12 protein-coding genes are annotated in these 14,575 nt (G+C 67.7%); 4 read left to right on the forward strand and 8 right to left on the reverse strand.

Annotated elements, in window-relative coordinates:
- Nucleotides 1–55 precede the first annotated feature (55 nt).
- From infB to nusA, 3 genes are all read right to left on the reverse strand, one after another.
- Nucleotides 56–2,854 (reverse strand): translation initiation factor IF-2, encoded by a 2,799-nt coding sequence (infB, locus tag ACTJKH_RS05095; RefSeq protein WP_440735998.1) that lies wholly within the window; start codon nt 2,852–2,854, stop codon nt 56–58.
- A gap of 95 nt (nt 2,855–2,949) precedes the next feature.
- Nucleotides 2,950–3,204, reverse strand: a complete 255-nt coding sequence (locus ACTJKH_RS05100) for a YlxR family protein (RefSeq protein ID WP_440735999.1) — start codon at nt 3,202–3,204, stop codon at nt 2,950–2,952.
- Nucleotides 3,205–3,263: 59 nt separating this feature from the next.
- Nucleotides 3,264–4,247 carry a transcription termination factor NusA gene (gene nusA, locus ACTJKH_RS05105; protein WP_210097681.1) on the reverse strand — a complete coding sequence of 328 codons (984 nt, stop codon included), beginning with the start codon at nt 4,245–4,247 and terminating at the stop codon, nt 3,264–3,266.
- 132 nt (nt 4,248–4,379) lie between these two features.
- Between nusA and ACTJKH_RS05110 the strand changes: the two genes are divergently transcribed.
- Nucleotides 4,380–5,735 carry a flavin monoamine oxidase family protein gene (locus ACTJKH_RS05110; protein ID WP_440736000.1) on the forward strand — a complete coding sequence of 452 codons (1,356 nt, stop codon included), beginning with the start codon at nt 4,380–4,382 and terminating at the stop codon, nt 5,733–5,735.
- On the opposite strand, the gene ACTJKH_RS05115 is transcribed toward ACTJKH_RS05110, so the two are convergent.
- Nucleotides 5,704–6,744 carry a TIGR00730 family Rossman fold protein gene (locus ACTJKH_RS05115; RefSeq protein WP_440736001.1) on the reverse strand — a complete coding sequence of 347 codons (1,041 nt, stop codon included), beginning with the start codon at nt 6,742–6,744 and terminating at the stop codon, nt 5,704–5,706. The genes ACTJKH_RS05110 and ACTJKH_RS05115 overlap by 32 nt on opposite strands.
- Before the next feature lie 116 nt (nt 6,745–6,860).
- Between ACTJKH_RS05115 and ACTJKH_RS05120 the strand changes: the two genes are divergently transcribed.
- Nucleotides 6,861–7,364, forward strand: a complete 504-nt coding sequence (locus ACTJKH_RS05120) for a pyridoxamine 5'-phosphate oxidase family protein (RefSeq protein WP_440736002.1) — start codon at nt 6,861–6,863, stop codon at nt 7,362–7,364.
- A gap of 66 nt (nt 7,365–7,430) precedes the next feature.
- On the opposite strand, the gene ACTJKH_RS05125 is transcribed toward ACTJKH_RS05120, so the two are convergent.
- Both ACTJKH_RS05125 and ACTJKH_RS05130 read right to left on the reverse strand, forming a co-directional pair.
- Complete coding sequence (locus tag ACTJKH_RS05125; RefSeq protein ID WP_440736003.1) at nt 7,431–9,188, reverse strand: proline--tRNA ligase; 1,758 nt, start codon at nt 9,186–9,188, stop codon at nt 7,431–7,433.
- Between the two features lie 43 nt (nt 9,189–9,231).
- Entirely contained in the window at nt 9,232–10,002 is a 771-nt protein-coding gene (locus ACTJKH_RS05130) for an isocitrate lyase/PEP mutase family protein (RefSeq protein WP_440736004.1), read from the reverse strand.
- A 170-nt stretch (nt 10,003–10,172) separates the two neighbouring features.
- Between ACTJKH_RS05130 and ACTJKH_RS05135 the strand changes: the two genes are divergently transcribed.
- Together ACTJKH_RS05135 and ACTJKH_RS05140 are read left to right on the forward strand one after the other, a co-directional pair.
- The gene (locus tag ACTJKH_RS05135; protein WP_440736005.1) at nt 10,173–11,588 is read left to right on the forward strand and encodes an RNB domain-containing ribonuclease; all 1,416 of its coding nucleotides are present in this window, start codon (nt 10,173–10,175) and stop codon (nt 11,586–11,588) included.
- An 83-nt stretch (nt 11,589–11,671) separates the two neighbouring features.
- A complete protein-coding gene (locus ACTJKH_RS05140; RefSeq protein WP_440736006.1) occupies nt 11,672–12,364 on the forward strand; it encodes a nucleotidyltransferase domain-containing protein in 693 nt (230 codons plus the stop codon).
- 24 nt (nt 12,365–12,388) lie between these two features.
- Here ACTJKH_RS05140 and ACTJKH_RS05145 read toward each other — a convergent pair whose 3' ends face one another.
- Both ACTJKH_RS05145 and ispG read right to left on the reverse strand, forming a co-directional pair.
- The gene (locus ACTJKH_RS05145; protein WP_440736007.1) at nt 12,389–13,255 is read right to left on the reverse strand and encodes a hypothetical protein; all 867 of its coding nucleotides are present in this window, start codon (nt 13,253–13,255) and stop codon (nt 12,389–12,391) included.
- A gap of 82 nt (nt 13,256–13,337) precedes the next feature.
- Nucleotides 13,338–14,468 carry a flavodoxin-dependent (E)-4-hydroxy-3-methylbut-2-enyl-diphosphate synthase gene (ispG, locus tag ACTJKH_RS05150; RefSeq protein WP_042541832.1) on the reverse strand — a complete coding sequence of 377 codons (1,131 nt, stop codon included), beginning with the start codon at nt 14,466–14,468 and terminating at the stop codon, nt 13,338–13,340.
- Nucleotides 14,469–14,575 lie beyond the last annotated feature (107 nt).

A 14,575-nucleotide genomic window follows, 5' to 3' on the forward strand; every position in this document is an offset into this window, starting at 1 on the left:
GTACCCTTCGGGCGAGGATGCATGATGCACCCTCGCCCGAAGATATCGAACTCGATCAGCCGCGAGGCTTCTCGATCAGTTCTGTCGTCTCGATCTCGTCACCGATCTGGATGTCGTTGTACTTGCCGAGGCCGATACCGGCCTCGTAGTCCGTACGCACCTCGGTGACGTCGTCCTTGAAGCGACGCAGCGACTCGATGGCGAGGCCATCGGCGAGCACCACACCGTCGCGGATGACGCGAGCCTTGGCGTTTCGCGTGATCGTTCCCGACCGCACGATGACACCGGCGATGTTGCCGAACTTCGAGGAGCGGAACACCTCGCGGATCTCGGCGACACCCGACTGGATCTCTTCGTACTCCGGCTTGAGCATGCCCTTGAGCGAGCTCTCGATCTCGTCGATCGCGTTGTAGATCACCGAGTAGAACCGGATGTCCACGCCCTCGCGCTGAGCACGCTCGCGCGCCTTCGTGTCGGGGCGGACGTTGAAGCCCACGATGATCGCGTTGTCGATCGTCGCCAGGTTCACGTCCGACTCGGTGATCGCACCGACACCGCGGTGGATGATGCGCAGCTGCACCGAATCGTCGACCTCGATCTTGAGGAGCGACTCCTCCAGCGCCTCGACGGCACCGGAGACGTCACCCTTGATGATGAGGTTGAGGGACTCGACCTTGCCGTCTTCGAGAGCACGGGTGAAGTCCTCGAGCGAGATGCGCTTGCGGGCCTTGGCCAGCTGGGCGTTGCGCTCGACCGCTTCACGCTTCTCAGCGATCTGACGAGCCATGCGGTCCTCTTCGGTGACGATGAACACGTCGCCGGCGCGGGGCACGGAGTTGAGTCCCTGCACCTGGACCGGGCGCGACGGGTAGGCCTCGAGGACCTGCTCGCCGTTCTCGTCAGCCATGGCACGCACGCGGCCGTAGGCGGTGCCGGCCACGATCGCGTCACCGATCCGGAGCGTTCCGGACTGGATCAGCACCGTGGCGACCGCACCGCGGCCCTTGTCGAGCTTCGCCTCGATCGCGACACCACGGGCACCCTTGTTCGGGTTGGCCGTCAGGTCGAGACCCGCGTCAGCCGTGAGCAGCACGGCGTCCAGAAGGTCCTGGATGCCGGTGTTGGCACGTGCCGACACGTCGACGAACATGACGTCTCCGCCGTACTCCTCGGCGACCAGACCGTATTCGGTGAGCTGCTGACGGACCTTGGCCGGGTTGGCGTCGGGCTTGTCTACCTTGTTGACCGCGACCACGATCGGCACGTTCGCCGCCTGGGCGTGGTTCAGCGCCTCGACCGTCTGGGGCATGATGCCGTCGTCGGCTGCGACCACGAGGATCGCGAGGTCGGTGACCTGCGCTCCACGCGCACGCATGGCGGTGAACGCCTCGTGACCCGGGGTGTCGATGAAGGTGATGGCACGCTCGATGCCCTCGTGCTCCGTCCACACCTGGTACGCACCGATGTGCTGCGTGATGCCGCCGGCCTCACCGTCGATGACGTTGGTCTGACGGATCGCGTCGAGGAGTCGGGTCTTACCGTGATCGACGTGACCCATGACGGTGACCACCGGAGGACGGATCTCGAGGTCGTCCTCGCTCTCCTCCTCGAGCTCCTGCTCGAGGTTGAGACCGAAGCCCTCGAGGAGCTCCTTGTCCTCATCCTCGGGCGAGACCATCTGGATCTTGTAGCCGAGCTCGGCACCCAGGACCTCGAACGTCGCCTCGTCCAACGACTCGGTGGCCGTGGCCATCTCGCCGAGGTTGAAGAGGATCGTCACGAGGGTTCCCGGCTGAACCGTGTAGCCGGTCAGCGTCTCGATCTTGTCGGCGAAGTCCGCGATGGACGCGCCACGGCGCATGCGGATGGTCTCCCCGTTACCGCGGGTGACGTTGACGCCACCGACGACCGGGGCGCTCCGCATCTCGAATTCCTGCCGCTTCGCCCGCCGCGACTTGCGCTGCTTGCTCTTGCCGCCGCCCTTGCCGAAGGCACCTGCGGTACCTCCACCGGGACCACGACCGCGACCGCCGCCGCCACCGGGGCGACCTGCGAAACCGCCACCGGGACGAGCACCGGGGCCTGCACCGGGTCCACCGGCACCGCCGGGACGACCGGGTCCACCCGGACGCTGCTGGAATGGAGCACCGCCGGGACGACCACCCTGGCCGCCGCGCGGAGCGCCGGGACGGGGGGAACCGGGACGAGGTGCACCCGGACGCGGGGCGCCGGGACGAGGAGCCTGCGGACGCGGGATGTTACCCGGCGTCGGGCGCTGGCCCATGCCCTGCGCCGAGGCGAAGGGGTTGTTCCCCGGCCGCGGGCCGGTGGGACGCTGTCCCATGCCCTGCGCGGACGAGAACGGATTGTTGCCGGGGCGCGGGGCGCCGGGCTTCGGCGCGCCACCGTCGTTCGACTTCGGCGCAGCGGGTGCGGGGGTCGCCGCTGCCGGAGCAGCAGGCTCTGCCGGAGCCTCGGCAGCCGGGGCAGCGACGGGCGCCTCCGGTGCGGGAGCCGGCTTGGGGCCGGGCTTGGGGCCGGGGGTCGGCGCGCCGGGCTTGGCTGCGCCGGACTTCGCGGCACCGGACGAGGCTGCGCCGGGCTTCGCGGAGCCGGGGGTTGCCGATCCGGGCTTCGCTGCAGCGGGCTTCGCTGCAGCCGGAGCCGCATCGGCCGATGCCTTCAACGAGGCGTCGGACTCGATCGCGGCGCGCAGCTTGCGCGCCACCGGCGGTTCGATGGTCGAAGAGGGGCTCTTGACGAACTCTCCGAGTTCCTTGAGCTTTGCAAGTGCGATCTTGCTGTCGACGCCGAGTTCAGCGGCGATCTCATGTACGCGTGGTTTACCAGCCACAATTCTCCTGTCTGGGGTCGGTCCACCCAGACAGGGCAGACCACTAGTCGCGGACGGGTCTCATTTCGAGCCGTTCACTTTGTTTCCATAGCCGTTCAGCCTTTGTTTCTTGGTGGGTACTGTTCGATGATCCGCGTGTCCAGATCGCTGGAGACGCGCAGTGCTCGTCCGAAAGCCCGACGCCGCAGAGCGGCATCCATGCATTCCGGTGTCGGATGAACCCACGCGCCTCGCCCCGGCAGGACGGCGCGCTCATCGATGATGAGCGTCTCGTTCTGGGACACCACTCTGAGAAGAGCGGCGCGGGGAGCACGCGTGCGACAACCGACGCACATTCGTACGGGTTCCATCTTACACCTGAGTTCCCGTCCGACTCGCGCGACCGGCGCGAGTCGGACGTGACGAGCGGTCAGTCCAGGACGCTGTCCGGCTGGATGTCGATCTTCGCGCCGGTGAGCTTGGCGGCGAGACGGGCGTTCTGCCCCTCCTTGCCGATCGCGAGCGAGAGCTGGTAATCGGGCACCAGAGCGCGCACCGCCTTGGTGTTCGCATCGAGGATGAATGCGCTCGTGACCTTGGCGGGCGAGAGGGCGTTCGCGACGAAGGGCGCGAGTTCCGGGTCGAAGTCGACGATGTCGATCTTCTCGCCCGCAAGCTCCTCGGTGACGGCTCGGACTCGACGGCCCATCTCGCCGATGCAGGCGCCCTTGGCATTGATCGCCGGATCATTCGCCCTGACGGCGATCTTCGTGCGGTGACCGGCCTCGCGGGCCAGCGCGACGATCTCGACCAGACCGGCAGCGATCTCGGGCACCTCGAGCGCGAACAACTTGCGCACGAGTCCGGGATGCGTACGCGAGACGGTGATCTGCGGTCCCTTCATCCCCTTGGCGACGCTGGTGACGTAGACGCGCAGACGCGACCCGTGGGTGTACTCCTCGCCGGGCACCTGCTCCTCGGGAGGCAGGATCGCCTCGACAGAACCCAGGTCGACGTGGATCATCCGGGGGTTCGGTCCCTGCTGGATCACGCCGGCGACGATGTCGCCTTCCTTGTCCTTGAAGTCTCCGAGGACCACGTCGTCCGCGATGTCGCGAAGACGCTGGCTGATGACCTGCTTGGCTGCGAAGGCCGCGATGCGTCCGAAGTCATCCGGGGTCGCGTCCTCCTCGCCGATGATCGCGCCCTCTTCGTCCTTGACGACCTGCAGCACGGCGACGTGCCCGGTGCGGCGGTCGAGTTCGACGCGAACGCCTTCGGGGGTGGCACCGTCCGCGGACACGTGCTTGGAGTAGGCCGTCAGGATGGCCTGTTCGATGATCGAGACGAGTTCATCGAAGGGAATCGCCTTCTCCTTCTCGATCCCACGCAGCAGACTCAGTTCGATATCCATGACAACTCCCTATTCAGCTCTCGTCGCGCGGGTGTGCACGCGCGACATCCGTACCACGATACCCTGTGCCCACTGCCCCGTGCCACGGCGGCGGCCGCACCGCAGCGGTGCGAGAGGCGCAGGAGGATCCCAGTGAGCACATACGACACCATCGTCATCGGAGCAGGGATGTCCGGAGTAACCGCCGCGCGCATGCTCGCCGATGCGGGCGCGAGCGTCCTGGTCCTGGAGGCGCGCGATCGGGTCGGCGGCAGGATGAACACCGACCGGACCGCGGGCTTCCCGGTCGACCTCGGGGCGTCCTGGGTGCACGGGATCGAGGGATCACGCCTGTGGGACCTCGTGCAGGCCCTGGACATCCCCACGATCGAGTACACGGTCGGCAGCTTCCAGGCCGGGGGACGCCCGATCGAGAACTTCGACGGCGAGGGCAGGCCGATGGATGCTGCGAGCACGACGCAGTGGGTCGATGACGTCGCATCGGCCGATCGCCTGCTGGTCGAGGAGATCGCGGCGTCCTCCCCCGGTGACACCTACCTCGACGTGACCGAGCGGGCACTCGACCGCTCGGGGTTCGCACCGGAGCGCATCGACGAGATCCGCGAGTTCTTCCGACACCGTGTCGAGGAGCAGTGCGGAGCATGGATCGGCGACCTCGATGCGCACGGACTCGACGAGGACGCCATCGACGGCGATGAGGTGATCTTCCCGCGGGGATACGACGAACTCCCCCGTCGCATCGCCCACGGACTCGACATCCGCGTGAACAGCGTCGTGACCCGAGTCACGCGCGCGGACGACGGGATCGTCCTCGCCACCGAGAACGGCGAATTCTCCGCCCGCAGCGCGCTGGTCACGGTGCCGCTCGGCGTGCTCAAGGCCGGTGCGATCGATTTCGTCCCGCCTCTGCCCGACACCGTCGCCGCGCCCGTCTCACGCCTGGGCATGGGGGTCTTCAACAAGATCTTCATCCAGTTCCCCGAGCGGTTCTGGAACGAGAGCAGCTATGTTCTGCGTGCGCTCGGCGAGGCGGGCGAGCACTGGCATTCCTGGTACGACGTGTCAGCCGTCAGCGGGCTGCCCACCCTTCTCACCTTCGCGGCGGGCCCGTTCGGACGGCGGATGCAGGACCTGCCCGACGACGAGATCGTCGCCGACGTGGTCGCCGCGCTGCGCGCTCTGTACGGAGACTCCGTGGGCGCGCCGACAGCACACTGGATCACGCGCTGGGGACACGACCCGTTCTCGAACGGGTCGTACTCGCACCTGGCCACAGGGGCGTCGCATCACGATCACGACGAGGCGGCCGGCCCCGTCGACGGCGTCCTGCACTTCGCGGGGGAAGCCACATGGGGAGACGAACCCGCCACGGTGGGGGCCGCGTACTATTCAGGGCACCGCGCCGCCGAGCGCATCCTCGGGCACGAGGTCGACCTCGCAGCCTTCGCGGCGGGCATCAGAGCGCGGGAGCAGAATCCAGAGAGTTGATCGCGCCGATCAGCCGGAACAGGTTGCCGACCTGGCGCTGGTCGAGGTGCAGGGCGAGCCGCGGCAGGTGCAGCACGTCGTCGTCGGCGACCTCGGGTGATCGGGGCGCGGTGCGCTCGATCCGGCCTCCTGCCAGCATGCCCGCGAATCGCTCGTTGAGCTGTTCGATCTCGGAATCGGTCGGTTCCGCGCGAAGGCGGAGCACGAGTGTGTCACCCACCCAGCGCAGCGAGTCGTAGTTGCGCCAGAAGCCGGCGATCACGGCTGCCGCGGATTCGACCGAGTCCGTGATGACGACGCGGTCGAAGTCGCCCTCGGAGATCACACCGGTCGGTGCGAGGTCCTCGTCGATGAAGCGCTTGAGACCGTTCCAGAACGTGCCTCCGGGCTCGTCGAGGAGAACGATCGGTGTGGGCTCGGCCTTGCCCGTCTGCTGCAGCGTGAGGAGTTCGAACATCTCGTCGAGCGTGCCGAATCCCCCGGGAAGACAGATGAAGCCGATGGATTCCTTGATGAGCATGAGCTTGCGGGTGAAGAAGTACTTCATCGCGACGACGTGATCGCTTCCCGCGACGAGGCTGTTCGCCTTCTCCTCGAAGGGCAGTCGGATCGAGACGCCCAACGAGAGCGCGGGGCCTGCCCCCTCCGCCGCCGCCTGCATGATCCCGGGTCCGGCACCCGTCACCACCATCCAGCCGTCCGCAGCGAGGGCCTCCGCGACCTTGCGTGCCTGGACGTAGAGAGGGTCGTCCTGACGCGTGCGTGCGGATCCGAAGACGGTGACCTTGGGGACGCCGTCGAACGGCGCGAACAGCCGGAAGGCATCGCGCATCTCGGCCAGCGCCGCGGATGCGATCTTGAGGTCGAGCCTGTCGGTGCCGTCCTCGCCCAGCAGCACCGCCGTGCGCATCATGCGCATCACCAGACGACGGTCGGTCTTGATCCCGGCTTCATCCAGCACGGCGTTGATCTCGGTGCTCAGCGATTCCGGCAGCGGTTCCTCGGTCATGGCTCCAGCCTGTCACGCGTCACCCGGCGTCCGGGGCGCAACGCCGCTCGCGATCATGTGGCCGCCTCCCTGTCAATCCCCGTGCCCGCGCGCGGCTCCCGCGCGATGCTGTCGGCATGACAGAGATCACTGGACCCGAAGCACTGGCTCGCGTCGCCGAGCTCGTGGAGGACATCGACTTCACGATGCTGACGACGACCGACGATGACGGCAACCTCGTGAGCCGACCGATGTCGACGAGGCAGATGGACGATGCGGGAGACATCTGGTTCTTCACCGCGGAAGACACCGAGAAGGTCGACGAGGCACGCAAGCACCACGACGTCGGGCTCTCCTACTGCGACGCGAAGGGGATGCGGTACGTCTCGGTCGCCGGCAAGGCCACGCTCGTGCACGATCGGGCCAAGATGGAGGAGCTCTACTCGCCGTCGCTCGAGATCTGGTTCGCGGACGGTCTCGACACCCCGGGCATCGCGCTCCTGAAGGTGACACCGACCGTGACCGAGTTCTGGGAGCCGGCGAAGGGCAAGATCGCGATGGCCGCGGGAGCGCTCAAGGCGCTCGTCACCAAGGACACGCCCGACGACGACATCATGAACCACGGTCGCATCGTCCGCTGACGGTCGCGTGCATGAGTACGCCGCGCATCCCGGGAAGGGATGCGCGGCGTTCTCAGTGTGTCTGCGTCAGCGGCGGCTGAGACTGTCGACGGCGTCGACGATCGACACCGAGGTGCGGTCACCGGTGCGGCGATCCCACAGCTCGACCTGGCCCTCGGCGGCGCCGCGTCCGACGATGACGATCTTCGGAACGCCCACCAGCTCGGCGTCGCCGAACTTGACTCCCGGCGAGACCTTGGGGCGGTCGTCGTAGAGCACGTCGAGTCCGGCCGACTCGAGCTGCGCCGAGAGGTCGGCGGCCACGTCGAACGCGACCTGATCGCGACCGGCGGCGACGACCTGCACGTCGAACGGCGCGACGGATGCGGGCCAGATGAGCCCCTTCTCGTCGTTGTTCAGCTCAGCGATGATCGCCAGGATACGGGTGACGCCGATACCGTACGAGCCCATCGTGACGGTGACGAGCTTGCCGTTCTCGTTCAGCACCTTGAGGCCGAGCGCCTCGGCGTACTTGCGCCCCAACTGGAACACGTGGCCGATCTCCATGCCGCGTGCGAGCTCGACCGGACCGGAGCCGTCCGGAGCGGGATCTCCCGCACGGACGTTCGCGATCTCGACGATGCCGTCCGCGAAGAAATCACGCCCTGCGACGACCGAATGCGCGTGCTTCTCGTCGAGGTTCGCACCCGTGATCCAGCTCGTTCCCTCGCTCACGCGCGGGTCGACGAGGTAGCGGATGCCCGTCGCCGATTCCTCGCCGAGCACGGCGCCCGTGGGCGACCAGGGGCCGATGTAGCCCTTGACGAGCAGCGGGTTCTTCTCGAAGTCGTCTGCCGTGGCGGTCTCGACCTCGGCGGGCGCGAATGCCACCTCGGCGCGCTTCTCGTCGACCTCGCGGTCGCCGGGAATACCGACGACGACGAGTTCACGGGTCCCGTCGAGGTGCGTGAGCGCGAGCACGACGTTCTTGAGCGTGTCGGCGGCCGTGTAGTCGCCGTCCAGGTGCGCGTTCGTGTGCGCCACGAGCGTCTCGATCGTGGGCGTGTTCGGCGAGTCGAAGACCACCGGCGCAGCGTCCGCGTCGAACGCGATCGCGTCGGGGACGGCGGTCGTGAAAGCTTCGACGTTGGCGGCATATCCGCCGGCGCTGCGGACGAACGTGTCCTCACCGACGGGGGTCGGGTGGAGGAACTCCTCGCTTCGCGAACCGCCCATCGCGCCAGCATCCGCCTGGACGATCACGTACTCGAGGCCCAGGCGCTGGAAGATGCGCTCGTACGCGTCGCGCTGAGCCTGGTAGCTGACGTCGAGGCCCTCGTCGGACGCGTCGAACGAGTACGCATCCTTCATCGTGAACTCGCGTCCGCGGAGCAGGCCTGCACGCGGGCGGGCCTCATCGCGGTACTTGTCCTGGATCTGATAGATCGTGAGGGGCAGGTCCTTGTACGACGAGTACAGGTCCTTCACGAGAAGGGTGAACGCCTCTTCGTGAGTCGGAGCCAGCAGGTAGTCGCCACCCTTGCGGTCCTGGAGACGGAACAGCAGGTCTCCGTACTCATCCCAGCGCCCGGTCGCCTCGTACGACTCGCGGGGCATCAGAGCCGGGAAGTGCACTTCCTGCGCACCGGCAGCGCCCATCTCCTCACGGACGACGGTCTCGATCTTCGCCTTGACTCGCAGACCGAGCGGGAGCCACGCGAAGATGCCGGCTGCCTGAGGTCGGATGTACCCGGCGCGGATCAGCAGCTTGTGGCTCGCGACCTCTGCGCCTGCAGGGTCTTCACGGAGCGTGCGGAGGAAGAATTTCGATAGACGAGTGACCACCGGGCAAGTCTACTGACCGGTGGTCACTCGTTTTCGCGATGCGTCAGTTGAGTGCGGGAAGTCCGTTGGGGATCACGCCGCCCGCGTACAGGCTCGCGGCGAGCTCCTGCACGGCGGTGAGCGCGACTCGCTGAGGAAGCGGGCCGTACGAGATGCGCGCGACGCCGAGCTTCTCGTACTCCGACGCCGCGAGCGTTCCGGGCAGGCCGATCACGCTAAGCTTGCCCTCTCCGAGACCCTCGACGAGCTGACGCGTGATGTTCGCGTCGAGCATCCCCGGCACGAAGACAGCGGTCGCTCCGGCGTCGAGGAACGCGCGTCCGCGCTGGATCGCGTCGGCGACGCTCTCGGCGACCGGTCGGTGACCTGCACGCACAAACGCGTCGGTGCGGGCGTTGAGCGCGAAGGGAACACCCTCGGCCTCGGCAGCTTTGACGATGGCCTCCACCACGGCGACGGACTCGTCGAAGGGCTTGAGGCGGTCCTCGACGTTGGCGCCCACGACACCTGCGCCGATCGCGAGTCGGGTCGTCTCCCCCGCGTCGTCGTATCCGTCGTCGAGGTCGGCGGTCACGGGCACGGAGACGGATGCCGCGATGCGTCCGACCATGTCGATCATGATGTCGCGGGTGATGGTGCCGTCCTCGAATCCGAACGACGCGGCGATGCCGTGTCCTGCGGTGGCGATCGCCTTGGTCTCCGGGAGCTTCGCGACCGCTCGGGCGGACACGACGTCCCACACGTTGACGACACGGAGGATCTCCGGGGCTTCGTAGAGTCCGATCAGGGTCTGGGCTTTCGCAGCAGTGGTCATGCCCCCACGCTAACGCCCAATATTCCGGTGAGGGCCGGACAGGCACGGGAATCACAGGTTTCCGGATGGTGCGCCGATCGGGTGCGACGCTCATCTTCGATCCCCTCTGCACCGTCATATCTGGGATCCGCGGTCATGATCCGGCACGCCCCGACGCCTAGTGTGGGGGCATGCCTCAGCGCCGATCCCACGTTGCTCCCTCCGCCGCGCAGACCGAACTCGCTGCGGCGCTCGCGGCGCTCCGGGAATCGCTCGAGGCTCCCACCGAGTTCCCTGCCGAGGTGCTGGCCGAAGCCGCGGCCTCGGAAGCGACGTCTCCCACACTCGACCTGCGCGACATCCCCTTCGCCACGCTCGACCCGCGCGGATCCCGCGACCTCGACCAGGCGTTCCACCTCGAGAGGCGGGAATCGGGATACACCGTTCGGTATGCGATCGCCGATGTGCCCGGCTTCGTGGCGCCCGGCGGGGCTGTGGACGCGGAGGCCCGCGGTCGAGGTCAGACGCTGTACGCCGCTGACGGCACGATCCCCCTGCATCCGAAGGTGCTGAGCGAGGATCGTGCGTCCCTTCTCGCCGACGTCGATCGTCCCGCTCTCGTCTGGACGTTCACACTCGATGCGGCCGGGGTGGTCGAGGGGTTCCGACTCGAGAGGGCTCTGATCCGGTCACGCGCTCAGTTGGACTATGTCAGCACACAGGCCGCGCTCGACCGGGGCGAGGACAGCCCGGCGGCGCTGCTGCCCGAGATCGGCGCGCTGCGGATCGAGCAGGAGAAGCTCCGTGGCGGTGCGAGCCTGAACCTCCCGGACGAGGAGGTCGTGCGTGGCGTCGATGGAACCTACGCGATCGAGCGCCGGAATCCACTGCCGGTCGAGGAATGGAACGCCCAGCTGTCCCTGATGACGGGTATGGCGGCTGCATCCCTGATGATCGAAGCCGGCATCGGGATCCTGCGCACGATGCCCCAGCCCGACGAGACGTCCTTCGACGCCTTCCGTCATCAGAGCGAGGCGCTCGGCCGTCCGTGGACGACGGGCCGCTACGGCGACTACCTCCGCGAACTGGATCGCGCGGATCCGATGACTCTCCCGATTCTCGAGGCTGCGGCGTCGCTCTTCCGCGGAGCGGGCTACGTGACGTTCGACGGCTCGGTGCCGCCCGACACCGAGCAGGCGGCGATCGCCGCGCCGTACGCGCACGCGACAGCACCTCTGCGTCGTCTCGTCGACCGATGGGCGCTCGAGATCTGTCTCGCCGTCTCCGAGAAGCGCGAGGTGCCGGGCTGGGTCCGCGAGTCCCTCGACGATCTCCCGGCGCTGATGCAGGAGTCCGGTCAGCGCGCGTCCAGGCTCGATTCCGCGACTGTCAACTGCGTCGAGGCCGCTCTTCTGACGCCTCTGGTGGGTTCCACGGTCGATGCGACCGTGATCGAGATCCGTGGCGAGCGGGCGACGGTCCAGCTCGCCGAGCCCGCCGTCACCGCTTCTGCCCCGGTCCCTGGTGACGCGGTCCCTGGCGCGGTGGTGCGGCTCCGCGTCGTGCGCGTCGACATCGCCCGAGGCGAGATCGAGTTCGCTGTCTGACGTCGTAGGCTCGGCGCAGCGACCCGCTGAGAGCGCCTTTGACGAAGCCCGGCGCCCCCGACGACGGACGCTACGCTGTCGCCGTGGACCACCTCGCCGTCGCAGAACGATTCGTCGCCGCTCGCTACCCCCGCGCAGACGTCGCCATCGTGGCGGGGAGCACCGCACGCGGCGAACGCACCCCGACGAGCGACATCGACCTGCTGCTCATCGGAGGCGAGCTCTTCGAGGCCGAGGACCAGACGAGCGAAGCATCGACGCACGAGTTCGAGGGAGAGGTGTTCGAGGTCTTCGCGTACACACCGGCCGGTTTCGACGAATGGGCCGAACGAGGAGTCGCGCAGCACAGGCCGGTCACGGTGCACATGCTCGTCGAGGGAACCGTGATCCGAGACGACGGCCGGATGCCCTCCCTCCGCCTGCATTGGCAGCGCGTCCTCGACGCGGGCCCCGCGCTGAGTGCGCACGAATCCGCTTTTCGGCGCTACGTCATCACCGACGTCCTCGACGACCTCAGAGATGCGAGAGACCCTCTCGAGCAGCACGTCGAGGCGTCCATCCTGTTCGAGAGGACGGCGGAGCTCATGCTTCTCGGAGAGGGGCGCTGGATCGCGACGGGCAAATGGCTCCCCCGGCGCCTGCGGAACCTCAGCAGCGAGCGCGCCGAACGGCTGATCGTCCCCCTGCTCGACCGCGACTACGCGACGTTCGCGGCGCGCGTCGAAGACGAGCTCGTTCGTGCCGGCGGCCGTGTGCAGAGCGGATTCGTGCGCTGACCGGCTACACACGCTGAGCGGGGCTCAGGACGCGGGTACGGCCCTCGTCGTCATGACCAGCAGCTGGGGGTCGGACAGGTCGAGCGTCACTGAGATCGAGACGAACTCGGCGAGGGATGCCACGTGTGTGCCGCCGCAGAGGATCTCTGCCGTGCCGTCGGGAAGCTCGCAGTGCCAGCTCCGACGATCCACGATCGTCGGTCCTTCGGGCACCACCCGGCTCGTCGCCCCTGACGCGACCCATTCGGCCAGTCGCTCGTTGATGGACGATTCACGATCCGCGAGTGTCGACGCGAACGTCTCGGTGTCGAATCCGGCCCGGCGCAGGCTCTTACCCAGCCGGTACTCGTCGACGGCCCCGTCCGCATGGATACGGCTCGACTGGTTGGCCTTGCCCTCGAAGTCGGGGGCGCCCAGAGCATCCGTTCCGGGGTCCTTGCGCCACAGATCCGCGACTGCGAGATCGAGAGCCAACGACGCGAGGTGGCAGGCGGTGTGTCCTCGGCTGAGTCCGGCCCGCCGCGGCGAGTCGACCGACAGTTCGACGCGGACGCCTTCGACCAGCCACGAGGGCACCTCACCCTCGAGCGGATGCCCCACGAGCCAGGTCCACCCCTCGGCGCCGCGCTTGACCGGGATGTCGGAGCCGACGGCGAACTCGCCGTCGGCGGACACCGCCGCCATGACAGCCTCGGAGACTCGGACGACAGACCCGTCGAGCGCGATCTTGCCGCTGTCCCCCGGCTGATCCGGCCACGTGTGGTCGACAGGGTGGAACGGGGTCGCGTCCACGACGACGACGGCACCCGCAGCGGTGGGCTCGACCCGGGTGACGGTGCTCGATCCCGAGACGTCGCCGCCGGCGAACGACACGACAGTGGACGAGGGCATGGGACTCCTTGAGATTTTCATGACGATCACCGTCCCTGATGCGAGGAACGCGATCGCTCCGTGTCAGAGGCGCGCCACGAGGTCAGGCCGTGACGACCTGTGCGGTACCGAGGGGCGCCTCTGGGCCCATCTCGGCGGCGATTCGATTGGCCTCTTCGATCAGCGTCGCGACGATGTCCGCCTCGGGCACGGTCTTGATGACCTCGCCCTTGACGAAGATCTGCCCCTTGCCGTTGCCGGATGCGACACCCAGATCGGCTTCACGCGCCTCACCGGGCCCGTTGACCACGCAGCCCATCACGGCGACGCGCAGCGGCACGGTCATGTCCTTCAGCCCCTCGGTCACGTTCTCGGCGAGCGTGTAGACATCGACCTGAGCGCGTCCGCACGAGGGGCACGAGACGATCTCGAGCTTGCGCTCGCGCAGGTTCAGCGACTGCAGGATCTGGTGCCCCACCTTGACCTCTTCGGCGGGAGGAGCGGAGAGGGAGACGCGGATCGTATCGCCGATGCCCTCGCCGAGGAGGATGCCGAACGCCGTGGCGCTCTTGATCGTTCCCTGGAACGCGGGTCCCGCCTCGGTCACGCCGAGATGCAGCGGCCAGTCGCCCCGCTCGGCGAGCTGGCGGTACGCCTTGACCATGACGATCGGGTCGTTGTGCTTGACCGAGATCTTGAAGTCGTGGAAGTCGTGCTCCTCGAACAGCGAAGCCTCCCAGACGGCGCTCTCGACGAGAGCCTCCGCGGTCGCCTTGCCGTACTTGGTGAGGATGCGGCGATCGAGCGATCCGGCATTCACACCGATGCGCAGCGAGACTCCGGCGGCCTTGGCCGCTTCGGCGATCTTGCCGACGTTGCCGTCGAACTCGCGGATGTTTCCGGGGTTCACTCGCACGGCACCGCAGCCTGCATCGATCGCCGTGTAGATGTAGCGCGGCTGGAAGTGGATGTCGGCGATGACCGGGATCTGGCTCTTCATCGCGATGATCTTCAGCGCGTCGGCGTCATCCTGGTGAGGCACGGCGACACGGACGATCTCGCATCCGGACGCGGTCAGCTCGGCGATCTGCTGGAGCGTCGCGTTGATGTCCGTCGTCTTCGTCGTCGTCATGGACTGCACGGTGACGGGGGCGTCGCCACCCACGAGCACCTTGCCCACCTTGATCTGGCGAGACTTGCGGCGCGGGGCGAGGACTTCGGGGATCTTCGGCATCCCAAGATTCACTGCTGGCACAACCCCCAGCCTACGCCGCCTGGATGCACGCGGGCTGGATGCCGGGCGGCGCGCATCGCGCGTCATGCGGCCGATCCGGAACGCGT

Origin of the sequence: Microbacterium sp. 22215, from assembly GCF_052045655.1 — a bacterium.
GTDB classification, from domain to species: domain Bacteria; phylum Actinomycetota; class Actinomycetes; order Actinomycetales; family Microbacteriaceae; genus Microbacterium; species Microbacterium phyllosphaerae.

What these genes read in the sequence shown, in the direction of transcription:
- ACTJKH_RS05145 (WP_440736007.1), bottom strand. Translation starts at nt 13,255, where the DNA reads ATGCCCTCGTCCACTGTCGTGTCGTTCGCCGGCGGCGACGTCTCGGGA.
- ACTJKH_RS05115 (WP_440736001.1), bottom strand. Translation starts at nt 6,744, where the DNA reads ATGACCGAGGAACCGCTGCCGGAATCGCTGAGCACCGAGATCAACGCC.
- ACTJKH_RS05135 (WP_440736005.1), top strand. Translation starts at nt 10,173, where the DNA reads ATGCCTCAGCGCCGATCCCACGTTGCTCCCTCCGCCGCGCAGACCGAA.
- nusA (WP_210097681.1), bottom strand. Translation starts at nt 4,247, where the DNA reads ATGGATATCGAACTGAGTCTGCTGCGTGGGATCGAGAAGGAGAAGGCG.
- ACTJKH_RS05100 (WP_440735999.1), bottom strand. Translation starts at nt 3,204, where the DNA reads ATGGAACCCGTACGAATGTGCGTCGGTTGTCGCACGCGTGCTCCCCGC.
- ACTJKH_RS05130 (WP_440736004.1), bottom strand. Translation starts at nt 10,002, where the DNA reads ATGACCACTGCTGCGAAAGCCCAGACCCTGATCGGACTCTACGAAGCC.
- ACTJKH_RS05120 (WP_440736002.1), top strand. Translation starts at nt 6,861, where the DNA reads ATGACAGAGATCACTGGACCCGAAGCACTGGCTCGCGTCGCCGAGCTC.
- ispG (WP_042541832.1), bottom strand. Translation starts at nt 14,468, where the DNA reads ATGCCGAAGATCCCCGAAGTCCTCGCCCCGCGCCGCAAGTCTCGCCAG.